Annotated in this window: 16 protein-coding genes; 5 read left to right on the plus strand and 11 right to left on the minus strand. The window is 47.1% G+C overall.

Annotated elements, in window-relative coordinates; all coding sequences use genetic code 11:
• Positions 1-8 precede the first annotated feature (8 nt).
• Together DQX04_RS08930 and aroE are read right to left on the minus strand one after the other, a co-directional pair.
• Entirely contained in the window at positions 9-2,081 is a 2,073-nt protein-coding gene (locus DQX04_RS08930; RefSeq protein ID WP_111915538.1) for an SLC13 family permease, read from the minus strand.
• A 19-nt stretch (positions 2,082-2,100) separates the two neighbouring features.
• On the minus strand, positions 2,101-2,925 hold the full coding sequence (aroE, locus tag DQX04_RS08935; protein WP_207801096.1) for a shikimate dehydrogenase: 825 nt from the start codon (positions 2,923-2,925) through the stop codon (positions 2,101-2,103).
• A gap of 1 nt (position 2,926) precedes the next feature.
• Here aroE and DQX04_RS08940 point away from each other — a divergent pair, with 1 nt between their 5' ends.
• The gene (locus DQX04_RS08940) at positions 2,927-3,349 is read left to right on the plus strand and encodes a group II truncated hemoglobin (RefSeq protein WP_111915689.1); all 423 of its coding nucleotides are present in this window, start codon (positions 2,927-2,929) and stop codon (positions 3,347-3,349) included.
• Here the strand turns inward: DQX04_RS08940 and DQX04_RS08945 are convergent.
• The 6 genes from DQX04_RS08945 to dprA form a co-directional block, all read right to left on the minus strand.
• A complete protein-coding gene (locus DQX04_RS08945) occupies positions 3,327-3,905 on the minus strand; it encodes a hypothetical protein (protein WP_111915539.1) in 579 nt (192 codons plus the stop codon). The two genes, DQX04_RS08940 and DQX04_RS08945, sit on opposite strands and share 23 nt — an antisense overlap.
• Before the next feature lie 86 nt (positions 3,906-3,991).
• On the minus strand, positions 3,992-4,915 hold the full coding sequence (gene hemF / locus DQX04_RS08950; RefSeq protein ID WP_111915540.1) for an oxygen-dependent coproporphyrinogen oxidase: 924 nt from the start codon (positions 4,913-4,915) through the stop codon (positions 3,992-3,994).
• On the minus strand, positions 4,912-5,502 hold the full coding sequence (locus DQX04_RS08955) for an L-threonylcarbamoyladenylate synthase (protein ID WP_207916287.1): 591 nt from the start codon (positions 5,500-5,502) through the stop codon (positions 4,912-4,914). The genes hemF and DQX04_RS08955 overlap by 4 nt, the downstream gene beginning before the upstream one ends.
• Before the next feature lie 27 nt (positions 5,503-5,529).
• Positions 5,530-6,114: a type I DNA topoisomerase gene (locus tag DQX04_RS08960; RefSeq protein WP_207916285.1), complete on the minus strand. Its 585-nt coding sequence runs from the start codon at positions 6,112-6,114 to the stop codon at positions 5,530-5,532.
• A 9-nt stretch (positions 6,115-6,123) separates the two neighbouring features.
• Positions 6,124-6,600, minus strand: coding sequence for a DUF494 family protein (locus DQX04_RS08965; protein WP_111915541.1), 477 nt, complete (start codon positions 6,598-6,600; stop codon positions 6,124-6,126).
• 4 nt (positions 6,601-6,604) lie between these two features.
• Complete coding sequence (dprA, locus tag DQX04_RS08970) at positions 6,605-7,732, minus strand: DNA-processing protein DprA (protein WP_111915542.1); 1,128 nt, start codon at positions 7,730-7,732, stop codon at positions 6,605-6,607.
• Between the two features lie 130 nt (positions 7,733-7,862).
• Between dprA and def the strand changes: the two genes are divergently transcribed.
• The 4 genes from def (at position 7,863) to trkA (ending at position 12,155) form a co-directional block, all read left to right on the plus strand.
• Entirely contained in the window at positions 7,863-8,381 is a 519-nt protein-coding gene (def, locus tag DQX04_RS08975) for a peptide deformylase (protein ID WP_111915543.1), read from the plus strand.
• Between the two features lie 10 nt (positions 8,382-8,391).
• Entirely contained in the window at positions 8,392-9,357 is a 966-nt protein-coding gene (fmt, locus tag DQX04_RS08980; protein WP_111915544.1) for a methionyl-tRNA formyltransferase, read from the plus strand.
• Positions 9,354-10,688, plus strand: a complete 1,335-nt coding sequence (rsmB, locus tag DQX04_RS08985; RefSeq protein ID WP_111915545.1) for a 16S rRNA (cytosine(967)-C(5))-methyltransferase RsmB — start codon at positions 9,354-9,356, stop codon at positions 10,686-10,688. The genes fmt and rsmB overlap by 4 nt, the downstream gene beginning before the upstream one ends.
• A gap of 90 nt (positions 10,689-10,778) precedes the next feature.
• The gene (trkA, locus tag DQX04_RS08990) at positions 10,779-12,155 is read left to right on the plus strand and encodes a Trk system potassium transporter TrkA (protein WP_111915546.1); all 1,377 of its coding nucleotides are present in this window, start codon (positions 10,779-10,781) and stop codon (positions 12,153-12,155) included.
• On the opposite strand, the gene DQX04_RS08995 is transcribed toward trkA, so the two are convergent.
• Genes DQX04_RS08995 through DQX04_RS09005 form a run of 3 tightly spaced genes read right to left on the minus strand, consistent with a single transcriptional unit; the run spans position 12,152 to position 16,858 of the window.
• Positions 12,152-13,600, minus strand: coding sequence for a TrkH family potassium uptake protein (locus DQX04_RS08995; RefSeq protein ID WP_111915547.1), 1,449 nt, complete (start codon positions 13,598-13,600; stop codon positions 12,152-12,154). The two genes, trkA and DQX04_RS08995, sit on opposite strands and share 4 nt — an antisense overlap.
• The gene (gene pepQ / locus DQX04_RS09000) at positions 13,600-14,931 is read right to left on the minus strand and encodes a Xaa-Pro dipeptidase (RefSeq protein ID WP_111915548.1); all 1,332 of its coding nucleotides are present in this window, start codon (positions 14,929-14,931) and stop codon (positions 13,600-13,602) included. Before pepQ ends, DQX04_RS08995 begins: the two co-directional genes overlap by 1 nt.
• Before the next feature lie 22 nt (positions 14,932-14,953).
• Positions 14,954-16,858, minus strand: coding sequence for a transglycosylase SLT domain-containing protein (locus DQX04_RS09005; RefSeq protein WP_165831975.1), 1,905 nt, complete (start codon positions 16,856-16,858; stop codon positions 14,954-14,956).
• Positions 16,859-16,927 lie beyond the last annotated feature (69 nt).

Genomic DNA, 16,927 nt, shown 5'->3' on the forward strand with positions numbered 1-16,927 from the left:
CCTTATTATTATGTTAGTGGCCAAACAATAGGCAATAATATAAGCGATAACAAAACCACTAACAATTCTAGTGGTAACCCTAAACGCCAATAATCTCCGAAGCGGAAACCACCAGGCCCTAAAATTAAAGTGTTATTTTGATGCCCAATAGGCGTTAAAAAGGCACAGCTTGCACCCACCGCAACAGCCATTAAGAATGCGTCTGGGTTAACCCCAAGTTGTCCTGCAGCACTTAATGCAACTGGGCACATTACGGCCGCGGTGGCTGCGTTATTCATAAAGTCCGACAGCGTCATAGCAAGAATTAACAATAGTCCCAAGGCAATTAGCGCATGCCCCTGCGCAATGTAGGTCAGCATATTGTTCGCGAGCCAGTCCGCGGCCCCTGTACTTTGCATAGCGCCGGCAACCGGAATAAGTGCCGCTAGTAATATAACCACCGACCAGTCGATACTTTCATACACCTGGCGTAACGGTAATAAGCGAAACGCCATAATTGCCGCGACACCGCCACCGAAAGACAGAGCAGCAGGCATAATGCCTAATGCAGCTCCCATGATCGCCAATAGCATTATGACACTGGCAAGCACCGCTCGTTTCCGACTCGGAACCCGAATAGTTCGCTCGGCTAGTGGTACACAGCCAAAACTGGAAGCAAATGTAGCTAACCGTTCAGGGTCGCCCTGCAATAAAATAACGTCACCCGCAGCAATACGCGTTCTACGTAGGCGCTCTACGGTTTGCTTACCTTGCCTAGAAATTGCGAGTAAGTTGAGGTTATAGCGGCTTCTTAATTGCAGTTCTTGAGCGGTGTTATGGATTATTCTAGCGTTCGGCAACACCACCATTTCCACCAACACAATTTCGGAGCTGTCTGAGCCTCGTGGCTCGGTATTCAGTTGGGGTGCGTTTTGGTCTCGCATGCCCACTTTTAACCCACGCAGCGTGCGCTCACTGGTAACCGTAACCCTACGATCAAACCATTTGGATGCCGCTTTTTTTATTGGCTCTGGTTCTTGATGATCTTCAAAGCCTGTCTTATGTATCGCATGAACCGGGCTTACATCCAGCTTCGCCACCTCCGAAGTCACTTCCTGTTCGCTTTCATCAAGCCCTTCTGGTGCTTCTTGCTCTGCTTTTAAGCTTTGCACTTCCCCTAAATCTGTTGCTTCATTGCCTTTTCTGTCCGGTTTCACATTTTCAAGTAACCGTAGGCCTAACGCGGAAAGCATCTGGCTTAATTTTTCTGGCTCGGCCTCTATAATCATAAGGTCGCCAGCTTTCAGTTTCTTATTCCAATGTGGGGTGAACACCTTTTCCCCGTCACGCACCATACCTAGCAGCTGCCCATCGCTACTGTCTAATGCTTTATCTAATTCCCACACGGTCATGCCTTCTGCTTTACCGCCGGAAACAACCCTTACTTCTGTTAAATACTTACCCGTGTCGAAACTGTCGGCGTCACTTCGTTGGCGCACAGGCACAAACCGCCACCCAATAGCGGCAAGGAAAATAACGCCCACAACAGCAATAGAAGCCCCAACCGGAGTGAACGAAAACATGCCAAAACCTTTGTCGGCAACTTCGGCACGGAAACCAGCAACAATAAGATTAGGTGGTGTACCAATTAACGTGGTCATTCCGCCAAGAATTGCACCAAAGGACACGGGCATAAGCACTTGTCCCGGAGCCATGCCTAGCCGAGTTGCCAATTGAATAGCAACGGGCATAAGCAAGGCCATTGCGCCTACATTGTTCATAAACGCAGACATAATTGCAGCTAGCAATGTTAGTGACGCAATAGTTCGTGTCGGTGAACCGGTTTTCGGGCTTAGTTTATTCGCCACTACGTCTATAGCCCCAGTACTTTGCAAGCTGTAGCTCATAACAAGAACACAAGCCACCGTAACAACAGCTGGATGACTAAATCCTATAAAAACTTGAGTGTCTGGAATTAAACCAAGCAAGGTACACGCCGAAAGAGACAGCACAGCAACTACGTCGTGACGCCATTTGCCCCAAATAAACATCACTACTGTTAGCGCAAGAACTACCAGTATCGAGACTTGATCCGCATTCATATTATCGGCCCTTCCTGCACTACACTTGGCTTAATTGCTTACGGACACGTAGGATAACTGTACCCACATCGGGCATTACACCGGTCCAACGTCGAAAGCTTTCTGCAGCTTGCCCAACTAACATACCCAAACCGTCTGCAACCTCGCAGTTTCTGCCACTTGCCCACTCCAAAAACGGAGTTTGTTTATCACCATAGACCATGTCGTAACAAAACGGTTTTGATTTCAGCAAAGACTCTTTAATTTTTGGCTTTTCTTGGTCTAGGCCGCTCGACGTAGCGTTAATAATAAGGTCAAAGTCAGGGTCGGGCATAAGCGTAAGTGCTCCCGCAGACAAGGGTGCTTCTTGATGGAATCGAAAAGCGTCGTTCACAAGCCTTTCCGCACGTTCAGGCGTTCGGTTGGCAATGTGTAACGTTCGCGGGTTTTGCGCTAAAAGTGCAGGCAAAACACCTCGAGCAGCACCTCCAGCGCCTAGCATAAGAATTTTTTTATCTTGTAGGCTGCCAAACTTTCGTAATAAGTCAGAAACCAGCCCTAAACCGTCGGTATTGGTAGCAACCCATTGTGTTCCGCGCTGAACCAGCGTGTTAGTAGCCCCCGTTTGCAAGGAAACATCTTCAACCTGGTCGGCTAAGTCGGTGGCTAACTCTTTCAGCGGTAACGTAAAGTTCGCGCCTGAACCTCCCTGCTCTACAAACTCATAGAATCGTTTCTTCAGGTCTTTTGGAGGTGTTAGAATACGCAAATACTCTAGCTTCAACCCTGCTTGTAGCCCAAACTGCTGATGAATTTGCGGCGACAAACTGTGTTGAATAGGTTCTCCAAAAACGGCAAATTTCATAATGTGGTCTCGATTCTTTAAACGTGAACAAAAATTACCTGCGTCACCTTTCGAACAGCTGGGTGGTGAAAACGCCGTTCGCAATATGGCAGAACGATTTTACGACATTATGAGCACAGATCCGGCCGCAGGTGAACTACTAGCGATACATCCACAACCTATGGACGCTATTCGACAGAAGTTTTTCGAATTTTTATGTGGTTGGTTAGGCGGGCCGCGTTACTACGAAGAAAAGTATGGGCATCCTAGGCTACGCGCTAGGCATATGCCTTTTGCCATCGACACGAAAATGCGCGACCAATGGCTGCATTGCATGTATCAAGTGCTAGACGAGCAAGTAGAAGATAAAGACTTAAAACATGAATTGCGCCAGCGCTTCACGGCACTAGCGCATCACATGATTAACCAGCCTTCTTCTGTTTAGAACGAATACGCTTAATACGACCTTCAAAGCCAGTTTGCGTTTTATCGTCTAAACCAAATTCAAGTGCTTGCTCACATACCTTAACAGACTCATCAAAGCGCTCTTGCTCGAGCAGCAAGTTAGCATAGTTTTGGAAAGTCATAACTTGTGGCAAGTTACCGCCATTGGCTTCTTTCAGCGGTTCTTTGATGTCGCTAAACTCTTGAATATGAACAACTGAATAATGAATACAAGCGTCACGATACTCATCGTCTTTACGATGCTTGTAGGCCTTCTCCGTGAGCTGCGACAGTATTTTATGTCGCACTAACGGATCTTTTTCACCATCAAGAGGCTCGGCAATTTCTTCCAGAGCTTCTGGAATTGCCGGCGAACCCGGTGTTTGTTCCGCTTTCGGCAACGGCTCGGGCGTTTCTTGCTCTTGAGCTGGTTCCGGCTGCTCTGATTTTTCTGTAGAGGCTTCGCCTTCTGAAGACGACTGTTGCTTTTTACGATTCATAAAAATCACAACAACAATCGCGGCAAGAACCACTAATATAAAGAGTTGAATTGTCATACCTCTTTCACCTGTTCATTTTTCAAACAGAATTAAGCTTAATACTTATTCCGGGTTCAGGCAACATATCCCCGAAAAACAGATAATTATAGCCAATCCCGTGGTTTTAAGAATTCATATAGTTTTGCTTCTTCACTACCTGGCTCAGGGTGATATGCGTATTCCCAGCGCGCTAATGGTGGCATAGACATTAAAATAGACTCTGTTCTTCCGCCAGTCTGCAAGCCAAACAAGGTTCCTCGGTCGTAGACAAGGTTGAACTCAACATAACGACCACGGCGATACAATTGAAAGTCTCTATGGCGCTGCTCGAACTCTGTATTTTTCCGTTTTTGCGCGACAGGTAACCAAGCCGGTAAGAAGTTTTCGCCCACAGCTCGCATGAGGCCAAATGCGTGTTCGAAGTCGAGTTCGCCTTCGGCATTGGTATTTAAGTCATCAAAAAACAAACCGCCCACACCGCGTGTTTCCTCTCGGTGTTTTAGGTAGAAATACTCGTCACACCATTTTTTATAATCTGGGTAGTAGTTCTCGCCGAACGGAGCCACTGCGTCACGTGCTACTTCGTGCCAATGCACAACGTCTTCCTCAAATGGATAGAAAGGCGTTAAATCAAAACCGCCGCCAAACCACCAAACAGGGTCTTCACCGGGCTTTTCGGCGATAAAAAAGCGCACGTTCGCATGCGTGGTCGGAACAAACGGGTTATTGGGGTGAAGTACTAAAGAAACACCGCAGGCATGGAAGCTTCGCCCGGCAAGCTCAGGCCTATGCGCTGTTGCAGACACAGGCATTTCTTCACCATATACATGTGAAAAGTTCACGCCACCTTGTTCAATAACATCACCGCCAGCGATAACACGAGTACGACCACCACCACCGCCAGGACGTTTCCAAGCGTCTTCTTGAAATTCAGCTTTGCCATCCAGCGATTCAATACCCGTACAGATTTCGTCCTGTAGCTTTAAAAGAAATGACTTAACCTGTTCTAAATAAGCATGTTCACTCATGCGCGGAATACCTCTCCGGTGAATGGATTAATAATTTTGCTTGGGGTTTTAGCTTGTCCAACAGAGCTTTGCCACACCCAAGAAACCTCGTCTTTAAATTCTTCAATGACTTGTTCTGCATCGGTAAACGGAGGTTGCCCTGAACGATTTGCACTGGTAGAAACCAAAGGCGTGTTTAATACTCGGCACAACTTACGCACCGGTTCAAAAGCCGTAACCCGCACAGCAATAGTGTCGTGCTCGCCTTTTAAGAATTTGGGTACCGAAGCCTTTGCGGGAAGAAGCAAGGTAATGGGTCCGGGCCAGTGAGAAAACACCTTAAAACGAGCGTCTTGACCAATTTTTGAGTCATCGACATAGTCCAACAGCTGGCTGTAATCGGCAGCTATCAAAATCACGCCTTTCTCTATGGGGCGTTGCTTAAGCTCTAATACCTTACGTACCGCTATTTCGTCGTAAGGCGCGCAGCCTAATCCGAATACGGCTTCAGTGGGGTAAGCAATAACACCATGGTTTTCTATAGCTTGTTTTGCCGCGGCAATTTGCTCGTCGGTAAGCATGCCCGGTTCTGCAGATTCGTGAAGCATTTGATTCTCCCGTTTAATGCTGCTGCATTATAACGAGTCAGTTTTGAAACCGCATGATTTTTGCGGGCATTTATAGGTAATTCTGCCCTGTGATTTGATCTTGATCATAACTTTCCAACCACATTCTGGGCATGGGTGCTCTACCGGAGGTTCTGGAAGTGAGTATTTGCATTCTGGATAAGCGTCGCAAGCATAAAAAGATTTCCCATATCTGCTCGTGCGCAAAACTAAATGCCCCTTGTTGCAGTTAGGGCAATGCGGCGCAGATTGTTCCGCTGGAGCGTTAGGGTCGACCATGTAATGACAGTCAGGGAAAGCACTACAACCGATAAAGAAACCGTATCGACCTTTTTTCAATAAAAGCGGAGCGTCACATTCAGGGCATACTTCACCGGGCAAAGGCTGGGCTTCAAAGTCACTTTTTTCATGCAGAGGTTGGGTGTGGTCACACTCCGGATAGGCTGAACAGCCCCAAAAAGAGTTCGACTTACCTTTGCCGGCATGTTTTTTAGAGTGTCGAAGGTGCATAGGAGCCCCACATTTCGGGCAAGGCTCTCGGTGTTCAGACAGGTTCCGGTTCATTCCCGGAATGAGTTTATCTTGGTCCGTCATGGCACAACGCTAATGCATTACGCCTTCGGGCTCCTCAAAAAGAAGCTCCTCCATACGGGTATAGGCGTCTTCGTGACCAGGAACATTAAACAACACCATGAGAATAACCCACTTCAGGTCTTCAAGCGCAAACTGCGGCGTGTCTAACTCCATTACACGGTCAACAACCATTTCACGTGTGGTGAAGTCTAAAACACCAATCTGCTCGAGGTACATCATAAAGCCGCGACATTCACTATCTAAACGCGCCAACTCTTCCGGCGTATACGCACGGAAAGAAGTAACAGGCACTGCTTGCATTAAATAAGGTTTGTCTTGGCTATCTTGCAGATCCGCGAGACGCTCTAGCCACGCCAATGCCTTAGTGATTTCCTGTGAATGAAATCCGGCACGGGTTAACTCATCGGTCAGTTCGTCGTGGTCGACTACGACTTCCATTTCCGAATGGATAAAGTTCTCAAATAAATACATGAGGATATCAAACACGTCATTACCTCCTCACTCTGACATAACCGCCAGGAACAGCTTTGATCCATCCATCTAGTTCGAGACCCACAAGAGAATTCATAGCTTGGGCTACTGTTTTGCCGCTGCGTTCAAGAATTTGCTCTAACGGCGTGGTCTCAAAACCTACGTTAGCTAACATTTCGGGCTTTGCCAACCCTGTAGCGAACATTTCTTGCTGTTTATCCCCTACCCCAGTTAAGTGGGGGTGTTCACTGCCACTTTCAAGGTTTGAAATAAAAAGCGCATACACTTCTATTAAATCGGCAGAACTATTCACCAATTTAGCGCCATTTTTAATAAGCTCGTTACAACCGAGCCCAGCAGATTCAAACACGCCATAGGGAATAGCTAACACTTCACGGTTTTGCTCGAGCGCCAGCCTTGCGGTAATTAAGGAGCCGCTTCTTGGCGTTGCGGCAACCACCCAAACAGCATGACTTAACCCACTTATAATACGGTTACGGCGTGGGAAGTGTTCAGTTTTCGCAGCGGTTCCTGGCGGGTACTCACTAACAATTAAACCGCTATTCAGAATATCTTTGCGTAATTGCTTCGCTCTGGGTGGGTAGCATAAATCAATTCCACAGCCCAATACCGCTATAGTTTTACCACCTTGCTCTACACATAATTGATGGGCGCTGGAGTCTACGCCCATGGCTAGGCCACTGGTAATGCAAATACCATGGCGTATACATTCGGGCAGGAATTGCTGAATAGCCAAATACGCGACATTGGGTGCTTTTCGACTTCCCACCACAGCTAACTGGGTACTGTTGAGTAATGAACTGTCACCCTCAACAAACAGCATGCAGGGCGCGTCATGTATCTCCTTAAGCTGAGTTGGGTATTCATTCGGCCCCGCGCTATTGGGTAAGTTGAGAATAATGTCTCGTGGTATTTCTTCATCATTATTAAGCCATTTCCAGGTTCTTGCCAGAACTCTGGGCTCTACTTCCGGCAACGAGTTCAGAATGGCTTTGGGGAGGCATTGTAGAGGTGTATTTACCAAGAATGATGTATTCCTCCAAACCGTCTGAATCTTTTTTTGCAAAGTTCCCTTTGCATAATAAATACGAAGCCATTGCTCTAAGCTTTCAGAAGTCCATTTCATTGTAGCCGCGCCCTTGAAATTAAAGACTATTATCCTAATTTCTATACTAGGGAAGCGCGAATGATTGACTATGAATTCAGCGTTAAACCCGTTAAAATATTGGGTTCACCGAACGAGAGGAGTTATACCCATGGCAACGATGACGATTTTACGATATCCAGACGAGCGTTTGCGCACTGTGGCAAAAACCGTTGATGTCGTAGACGATGCATTGCGCGCAACTATCGATGACATGCTAGAAACTATGTATAGCTCTCAGGGCGTAGGTTTAGCCGCAACCCAAGTCGACGTGCATAAAAGACTATTTGTTGCCGACTGTAGTGAAGATCAAGACGAGCCTTTGGTGTTCATTAACCCAGAAATTGTTGAGCAAGAAGGTCACTTTACCAATGAAGAAGGCTGCCTAAGCTTTCCAGGTGTTTATGCCAAGGTTGAACGCGCAGGAACTGTGACGGTAAAAGCTCTCGATCGCAACGGTGAAGAGTTCACCCGCGAAGCAGACGGTTTGCTAGCCATTTGTATTCAACATGAAATTGACCATTTAGACGGTAAGCTGTTTGTGGATTATTTGTCTCCGCTGAAACGCGACCGTATTCGCAAGAAATTAGAGAAAGAAGCTCGCTTAGCCGAAAAAGTCGCTCAAGCGTAGAGGAAACAAAGTGCGCGTTATTTTTGCCGGAACACCAGACTTCGCTGCGCGTCACTTACAAGCGCTTTTAAACGATAAGCAATTTGAGGTTGTAGCTGCTTATACCCAGCCCGACCGCCCTGCAGGAAGAGGAAAAAAGTTACAGCCCTCAGCAGTGAAAGTTACCGCACTTGAACATGACATTCCGGTTGAACAACCAGTGTCGTTAAAAACACCTGAAGCCCAGCAAACCCTTCAAAGCTACCAAGCCGACATTATGGTAGTGGTTGCTTATGGCCTAATTCTACCCCAAGCAGTGTTAGACATTCCTCGACTAGGATGCATTAACGTACACGGCTCAATTTTACCGAAGTGGCGTGGCGCAGCTCCTATTCAGCGAGCTATTTGGGCGGGCGACCAAGAAACCGGTATTACCATTATGCAAATGAACGCCGGTTTAGACACGGGCCCTATGCTTCACGTTGAGAAAACTCCGATTGCAGCTGACGAAACTAGTGCCTCGCTGTATGAAAAGCTGGCAGAAACTGGGCCTGTCGCGTTAGTGGAAACATTAAAGCAAATACAGCAAGGTCAAGTTCACGCACAAGAGCAAGACGATAGCCAAGCAACGTACGCGAAGAAGCTCAGCAAAGAGGAAGCGAGAATAGACTGGAGCTTGCCTGCCGCTGTTGTAGAACGTTACATGCGAGCGTACACACCATGGCCGGGTAGTGAATTTTTACGCGCTGGGGAGCGAGTTAAAGTTCTTCACGCCGAACCTATCGAAAGTGATAACAGTCAGGCACCAGGTACGATTATAAAAGCCGACAAACATGGCTTAGTTGTGCAATGTGAAGGCAGTGCTCTGAAGCTAGTGCAAGTACAGTTGCCGGGTAAGAAGCCCATGGCCATCCATGAACTTCTTAATGCACGGAAAGACAATTTCAAAGTGGGCGATTCATTGTTGAATGAGGCGCCGTTGAGCGACAATGAATGACAACCGCAAGTAGCAAAAACACAAATAAAAAAGGCGCTGCGAGAGCAGCCGCTGCAAAAGCATTGTTTGCGGTGCTCGAACAAAAGCGGTCATTAACAGCCGTACTTCCCGAAGTTCAAGCCAGCCTAGAGGGCGCAGACAAAGGCTGGGTTCAAACAGTGTGTTTTCAGGTTTTGCGCGAACTACCGCGTTATGAATGGCTCATTCAACAGCTGGTCGACAAGCCGCTAAAAAAGAAAGTTCGAATTATTCACAGTCTATTGTTAGTGGGTTTATGCCAATTTAGATCGTTACAAACCCCGCCTCACGCAATACTTGCTGAAACTGTCGAAGCTGCACGCATACTTAAGCAAAAGCCACTTACAGGGCTTGTGAACGGAGTGCTTCGTTCCTACCAGCGCCAGCAAGAAGCTTTGGAAACACAAGTTCTACAGCGGTATTCACTAGCACAGTGTTTCCCTAGATGGTTGCGAGAACGTGTGACTGAAGCTTGGCCAGAGCATGCAGAGCAGGTATTCGCTGCAAGCCAAGAGAAGCCGCCTTTATGGTTGCGTGTAAACGTCAAACACATTGAACCCAGTGCGTATTTAGAGCTTTTACAAAAAGAAGGTATTGGGGCGATTCAACACCCAACACTAAGTAGTGCTATTCGGTTAGAAAAACCCATAGACGTAAAGCAGTTACCTCATTTTGATGAAGGTTTTCTTTCGGTACAAGACATCAGCGCCCAATGGGCAGCTCGGCTGTTAGAACCTAAGCCAGGGCAACGAGTATTGGACGCCTGTGCTGCACCTGGTGGAAAAACCGCACATATCGCAGAGCTGGCGGAAACCATAGAGCTCGACGCTGTAGAACTAGAAGCTTCGCGAATCGAGCGCATGGAACAAAACTTCGAGCGCCTAAACGTAAATGCTAACGTATTATGCCAAGACGCTAGCGCCCCAGAGACATGGTGGAACGGCAAACCCTATGACCGTATTTTACTCGACGCGCCCTGCTCTGCTACCGGTGTAATTCGACGCCATCCAGACATCAAGTGGCTACGCCAGAACGCGGATATTGCAGCACTAGTGCAGCTACAGAGTGACATTCTTGAAGCTTGTTGGTCTATGCTCGCACCCGGAGGGCGCTTAGTTTATGCCACTTGCTCGTTGTTACCCGAAGAAAATGACAAACAAATTCAAAATTTTATAGCCAAACACGATAACGCAAACTACGTTATAGACACCACGTTCAGCAGCGTTCATGTCCGTGGAGGCCAAATTCTTCCAGGTGAAGACGCGGGCGACGGTTTCTTTTATGCGATTTTAGAAAAAGCTAAGAAAAACTAAACAGGAATTTGGTAATTTTTACTGCAATAACATTGTTTATTCAGTAGGCTGAAAACATTCAATAAAGCATAACAACAAGTCGGTTTTAACATGAAAATCATTATTGTCGGTGCAGGTCAGGTCGGAACAACATTAGCGCAAAGTTTAGTGTCTGGGCGCAATGAAATTACTGTCATCGACCAGAACCCGGCTTTTCTAAATGAGCTTCAAGATCACTACGACCTCAACGTCATTGAAGGTAACGGCGCTCATCCAGACATTTTAAGACGTGCGGGCGCAGAAGACGCTGACCTATTGGTAGCCGTAAGTAGTGCAGATGAAGTAAACATGATTGCATGCCAAGTAGCGCACAGCGTGTTTAAGGTTTATCGCAAAATCGCACGAATTCGCTCACCAGAATATATTCGTTATGCCGACACGCTATTCCACAAAGACCAAATGCCCGTAGACCACGTTATTGCACCCGAGCAACTGGTTACGAATTACATTAAACGCCTGATCGATTACCCCGGAGCTCTGCAGGTTATTGAGTTTGCAGAAGGCTTAGTCAGTTTGGTGGGCTTGAAGGCATGCTACGGCGGAAAGTTGGTTGGACGAGCTATTTCCACTTTGCGCGACCATATTCCGAATATCGACGCTCGCGTTGCTGCAATATTTCGCCAAGGGCATGCCATTAAGCCATTAGGCACAACCATTATCGAAGCCGACGACGAGGTATTCTTCGTTGCTGACACCCGCCACATTCGAGTGGTTATGGAAGAACTGCAACCTTTAGAGCAACGTTACAAGCGCGTAATGATTGTAGGTGGCGGTCATGTTGGCTCAGGTTTAGCGCGTGCGCTAGAAAAAACCCATCGGGTAAAATTGGTGGAACTCAGCCAACAACGTGCCGAGGAATTAAGCTCCGAGCTGGAAAGCACCTTGGTATTGCAAGGTGATGCAGCAGACCAGAAGTTATTAAGCGACGAGCGCATTGAAGAAATAGATGTGTTTATAGCGGTTACCAACGACGACGAAGCGAATATCATGTCGGCGATGCTGGCCAAACGTATGGGCGTGGGGAAAACGCTAGTACTTATTCAGCGCAATGCGTACGTAGACCTTGTTCAAGGTGGCGATATCGACATCGCTATTTCACCACAACAAGCTACGGTTTCAGCATTATTGCGACATATTCGCCGTGACTTCTTCGTGAACGACTACTCATTACGTAAAGGTGCTGCAGAAGCTATCGAACTTATAGCGAAAGGCGACGAAAGCACTTCAAAAGTAGTCGGGAAAGAAATTAGAGAGCTAAGCTTGCCGCCGGGAACAACCGTGGGGGCGTTGGTGCGCGGCAATGAAGTGCTGATTGCACACGACGACATCGTTATTCAAGACGACGACCACGTTATATTGTTCCTCGTCGACAAGAAGTACGTCGAAGAAATCGAGCAGCTATTCACACCTGGAGCACTATATTTCTAGTGCTTCCAGAATGTAGGTGTGAACAATACCAAGAGCGTAAACACCTCTAGTCGGCCAAACATCATGGCGATAATGGCTATCCACTTACCACCGTCACTTACGCTTTGGAAGTTACTGGCCACCTCACCTAAACCTGGACCCAAGTTATTCAATGTGGCCACGGTAGCACCGAACGCTGAGTAATCGTCTAACCCGGTTGCAATAAAACCGAGCATCAGCACTACGAAGATTAATGCGTAGGCAGCGAAAAAGCCCCAAACAGCCTGCACCACTCTATCGGGTAAAGCACGCTTTCCCCACTTCACCGTAAATGTACCTTTTGGATGAATCAGACGATTGATCTCGCGCTTACCTTGGCGATATAGCAGTGCAACACGAATGACTTTCAAGCCACCACCGGTAGAACCTGCGCTTCCCCCAATGAAGCTCGAGAAAATAAGTAAGATAGGCAAAAACAGAGGGAATAAGGTGTAGTCGGTGGTGGTAAAGCCAGCGGTGGTGCTAATCGACACAGACTGGAATATACCGTCTATCCAGGCACTGCTTACGGACAGATCAGATTTCCACCACAGCGTTAAAACGGTAATAAGCATAAGAATACCTTGAATGCCTATCAAAGCTTTGAATTCCGGATCTCGCCAATATGTTTTTATGCTTTTGCCTCTATATGCCGCGAAATGGAGCGAGAAATTAACCGCAGCAAGTAGTAGGAAGAAAACAATAATTAAGTCAATAACCCAGCTATTAAAATATCCGATACTAGCGTCGTGAGTAGAGAACCCTCCAATGGCCACGGTAGAAAACGCATGACCAATTGCGTCGAACGGTCTCATACCTGCAAGCCAGAGCGCTACAGCACACGCAACGGTCATACTTAGATAGATATACCAAAGCTGCTTCGCGGTATCAGCAATTCTCGGCGTAAGCTTTTTGTCTTTCATTGGCCCTGGAGTTTCAGCCCGATATAGCTGAAGCCCACCAATGCCTAATAACGGTAGTATCGCCACGGCAAGTACAATGATTCCCATACCGCCCATCCATTGCAGTTGCTGGCGGTAGAAACGGTAAGAGTGAGGTAACTCTTCGATACCTGTAAGTACGGTTGCCCCTGTCGTTGTTAAGGCAGAGAACGACTCAAACATAGCGTCGGTAAAGGTTAGCGTGTAGTCGTCTGGCATCCAGAACGGAATTGCCCCCACCGTACCAAGCACCACCCAGAACATCACCACAATAATAAACCCTTCTCGGGTCTTCAGTTCACTTCGATAATCTCGGTTGGCAAACCACATTAAAAACCCAACCACTAGGCTGAGCAAAAAGGCCGAGCTAAACGCCCAACCACCGCCGTCTTCATAGAAGTAAGCGATAACCGCTGGTGGTAATAGGGTGAAGCTGAAAATACCCACCAATAAGCCAAGCATTCTGAGTATGGTACGAATTTGCATTAATTCAGACCCAATTCACGCGTGATGTTTTCGTTGCGGTCCCGATGCAGAACAATATTATCTTCCACTCGAATGCCACCATATGGTTTAAACTCTGCAATGCGCTTCCAATTCATGTGTTTGCCATTTTCTGAGTCTTGCAGGCGGTTAAGCAGTACATCTATAAAATATAGACCTGGTTCTATAGTAAACACCATTTTAGGCTCGAAGGTGCGCGTGGACTTGAGGGTTGGAAATTGCTCAGGGGCAGGCACCACTGTTCCGCGTTCGTCACCTAAGTTACTGCCCACATCATGAACCTGTAAACCCAGTAAATGACCAATGCCATGTGGCATAAACACTTGGCTTATCTTTCGTTTAACCATTTCTTCAGGATCGAGTGAGCAAAAGCCGAAGGCGAAAAGGAGCTGAGAGATTTGAAGTTGAGCTTTATGCTGAATATCTCCAAAGCTCATGCCGGGTCTTACCTCTTGCGCAATGGCCTGCGTAATTTGGTCAATCGCCACTATTAATTCTACAAACTCTTCGCTTGCGTCTTTACCTGCGTAGGTTCTGCTTATGTCCGAAGCATAACCATTCCAATCGGCGCCAGCATCAATCATTAAACTACGGTGAAAGCCCTGCTCTAGACTTTTCCGGGACTTACCACGGTAATGCAGGATAGCCGCATGTTCGTTTTGACCAATAATATGGTTGTACGGAACTTCGTTTTCACCTTGTTGAGTGGCTTTCATATACGCAAGTAAACAGTCAAATTCGCTCTCACCGTCTTGCCATGCCTGTGCAACCGCTCGATGTCCGCGAATACCTATTTCATTGGCTCTGCGAATGCAATTTAACTCATAGTCGGTTTTCAAAGCGCGGTGGTAATTTAGAAAGCTAGTTACGGGCTCTGGGTTAAACTGCAGAAATCCTAAGGCTTGCGCTACTTCAATATGCTCACCAAGGTATACCGTGTTTTTCTTGTCATACGGCAGTAACTTGTCTACTTCGTCGGGGCGAGAGATCAGTTCCACATGGAACATCGACATCCATGGCGCATTATCTAAATCAGGCTGCTCAACCCAGAATTCGTCTGAGTGCAAAATAACCAAAACCGGCTTGTCTTTAGCTGGCGAGAGAAGCACCCAACTATGCGGCAACTGAGTAAACGGACACCAAGCCTTAAAGTATGGGTTTGCCTTAAACGGATACTCCATATCGTCCATAAACAAACGTTTGTGCTGGCCCGCATGAATGGCCAGCATATCTATTTGCTCGCGCTCGCAAAGACGATCAGAGCGCTGTTTAAGTTCTTTTATATGGGCCGGATAAAGAGACTGATAATCCATTTTATTTTTCCAGTACCTTTGCTTAACTGTCGTCTGCAACCATGTGAGTATTCACTAACGAAGACAACACGTTAGCATCTTTTCCGAGCAGGTTCGTATATATCTGCTGGTAGGCCAAAACATTTTTCACGTAATCACGCGTTTCTTCATAAGGTATGGTTTCAACCCAAATGTCGAAAGGCATCGGCGACTCGGGTAACCACTCTTCTACTCGGTTTAGTCCTGCATTATACGCAGCTGTTGCAATAACCCAATGATTCCCTGTCCTACGCATAAGGTCAGACATATAACGTGTTGCTATTTTCACATTCTCTTCTGGCTGCATTAACCGATAATTCGACACACGTCCTAAATTCGGACCGGGCGTTCTGCGGCTGACATAATTAGCGGTATCAGGCATCACTTGCAGCAACCCACGAGCTCCCACCCTAGAAATTGCATCTGGTCTAAATGCGCTTTCTCTCCGCGCTAATGCAAAAACCCATGCAGGGTCTAAGTCGTGACTATTCGCATGACTTGAGATAAGTGACATATATGCCAATGGAAAACGTTTCTCTACGTCATTGAATTGCCCGGTGTGGGCGAGTCCAAAGATAGCTTGGTCATGCCAACCAGCCTCATGAGCAGCGATACTACTGAGAACCTGCTCGTCGTAAGTACCACGGTACCCCAGCATATTCCATTCGCGGCGTGCTTGTAGTGAGCGCCCAATAGCAAATAACTCAAAAGCGCGTTTTACCGAGGGTTGCTCTTTTAGCGTAGCCATTGCCGAAGGTTCATAAGTTAACGGAACATGCGCTAAGCTTGGGGCGATACCGAGTTGAGCGCTTGCCAAGAAACCGTAATAGTTACGCTCTTGCGCCAGCACCTGCCACACTGCCTCGCTGTCTTCATGAAAGTCTAGCTCCGCTAACGCACGGCCTCGCCAATACTGCCATTGTGCCTTTTCTTGCTGCTCTGCAGGTAAGCTATTAATAAACATAACAACATGATCGAATCGCTCAGCACGCAATAAAGACGCCAAAAACCACTGCAAGCCCGACTCAGAGAGTTTAGAAGCAGGGACACGGTTAAACCACGTTAATGCGCCCTCTTCATTTCTGACGGCTAAAGTAATGCCAAATCGCTCGCTCATGTCCCATTGAGTTTCTGGTGCAAACGGGAATATGGTTTGGAAATGCTGCCATGCTTCTGCAGCTTTATCGGTGTCACGCCAAATCAGACGTTTCATTCCGGCTACAACAATGTCTTGTTCACGGGGGTCGTTGTTAGGGAAGTCAGCAAAGCGCATAAGGGTCAGCGGGTTTACCTCCACCCGACGGTATAACTCGCCCAAATAGCGTGAATTCTGCGGTAATTGCCGAGTTAAATATCGAGCTAAACCCCACTCTCGGGCATTCAACGCTAGCACTAATCGTTCCCACACTAACGCTTCCGTTCGCTGACCGGCATTTTCCCATGCGGCAAATACGGGGTCACAATTACGTGGTTGCGACTCCGCACTAACCCACTGGTTTGCAACTTGAGGCCATAAAACTGCAAGGTTGTCCGTTGTCTTCCAGAGAAAATCTAAATACGTGCATTGCAAGCGGCTGCTAGAGCTTCCTTGGTAATAGGTTAGAAATCGCTCTTCGTCATTGTTGTTGGCTAAGAAATTTAACCACTGATACCTTAACCCGTTGTCGACAGGTGTTCCTTCATATTGACTTAAAAACTCTGCAATCACGCTTTCGTTTGCGTAACTTAAATTCTGCTCTAAATAGTCCGCTTCTAGGTATGGATAAAGCGCATAACCTTGTAATTGCTCCATACCTTCGCGAGCCTCTCTGAAACGTCGCGACTCAATAGCGTCCTCGGTTTCTAAAAACAGCTCGCGTTGCTGCTCTAACGGCATAGAAGGTGGAAGTTGAGTGTTTTGCGCCTGCAAGGGGTGAGCCGCTAATAAGAGTAGACACACAGACGCGATATTCGTGATCAATCGGCTTGAACACGTTAT

Origin of the sequence: Aliidiomarina sp. B3213 (assembly GCF_003290085.1) — a bacterium.
Lineage (GTDB): Bacteria > Pseudomonadota > Gammaproteobacteria > Enterobacterales > Alteromonadaceae > Aliidiomarina.

Excerpts from the sequence above, each read along its gene's own strand:
- aroE (WP_207801096.1), bottom strand. The coding sequence starts at position 2,925 with ATGAAATTTGCCGTTTTTGGAGAACCTATTCAACACAGTTTGTCGCCG.
- DQX04_RS08960 (WP_207916285.1), bottom strand. The coding sequence starts at position 6,114 with ATGACGGACCAAGATAAACTCATTCCGGGAATGAACCGGAACCTGTCT.
- pepQ (WP_111915548.1), bottom strand. The coding sequence starts at position 14,931 with ATGGATTATCAGTCTCTTTATCCGGCCCATATAAAAGAACTTAAACAG.
- DQX04_RS08930 (WP_111915538.1), bottom strand. The coding sequence starts at position 2,081 with ATGAATGCGGATCAAGTCTCGATACTGGTAGTTCTTGCGCTAACAGTA.
- rsmB (WP_111915545.1), top strand. The coding sequence starts at position 9,354 with ATGACAACCGCAAGTAGCAAAAACACAAATAAAAAAGGCGCTGCGAGA.
- dprA (WP_111915542.1), bottom strand. The coding sequence starts at position 7,732 with ATGAAATGGACTTCTGAAAGCTTAGAGCAATGGCTTCGTATTTATTAT.
- trkA (WP_111915546.1), top strand. The coding sequence starts at position 10,779 with ATGAAAATCATTATTGTCGGTGCAGGTCAGGTCGGAACAACATTAGCG.
- DQX04_RS08995 (WP_111915547.1), bottom strand. The coding sequence starts at position 13,600 with ATGCAAATTCGTACCATACTCAGAATGCTTGGCTTATTGGTGGGTATT.
- DQX04_RS08955 (WP_207916287.1), bottom strand. The coding sequence starts at position 5,502 with ATGCTTCACGAATCTGCAGAACCGGGCATGCTTACCGACGAGCAAATT.
- hemF (WP_111915540.1), bottom strand. The coding sequence starts at position 4,915 with ATGAGTGAACATGCTTATTTAGAACAGGTTAAGTCATTTCTTTTAAAG.
- DQX04_RS08940 (WP_111915689.1), top strand. The coding sequence starts at position 2,927 with ATGTGGTCTCGATTCTTTAAACGTGAACAAAAATTACCTGCGTCACCT.
- DQX04_RS08945 (WP_111915539.1), bottom strand. The coding sequence starts at position 3,905 with ATGACAATTCAACTCTTTATATTAGTGGTTCTTGCCGCGATTGTTGTT.
- def (WP_111915543.1), top strand. The coding sequence starts at position 7,863 with ATGGCAACGATGACGATTTTACGATATCCAGACGAGCGTTTGCGCACT.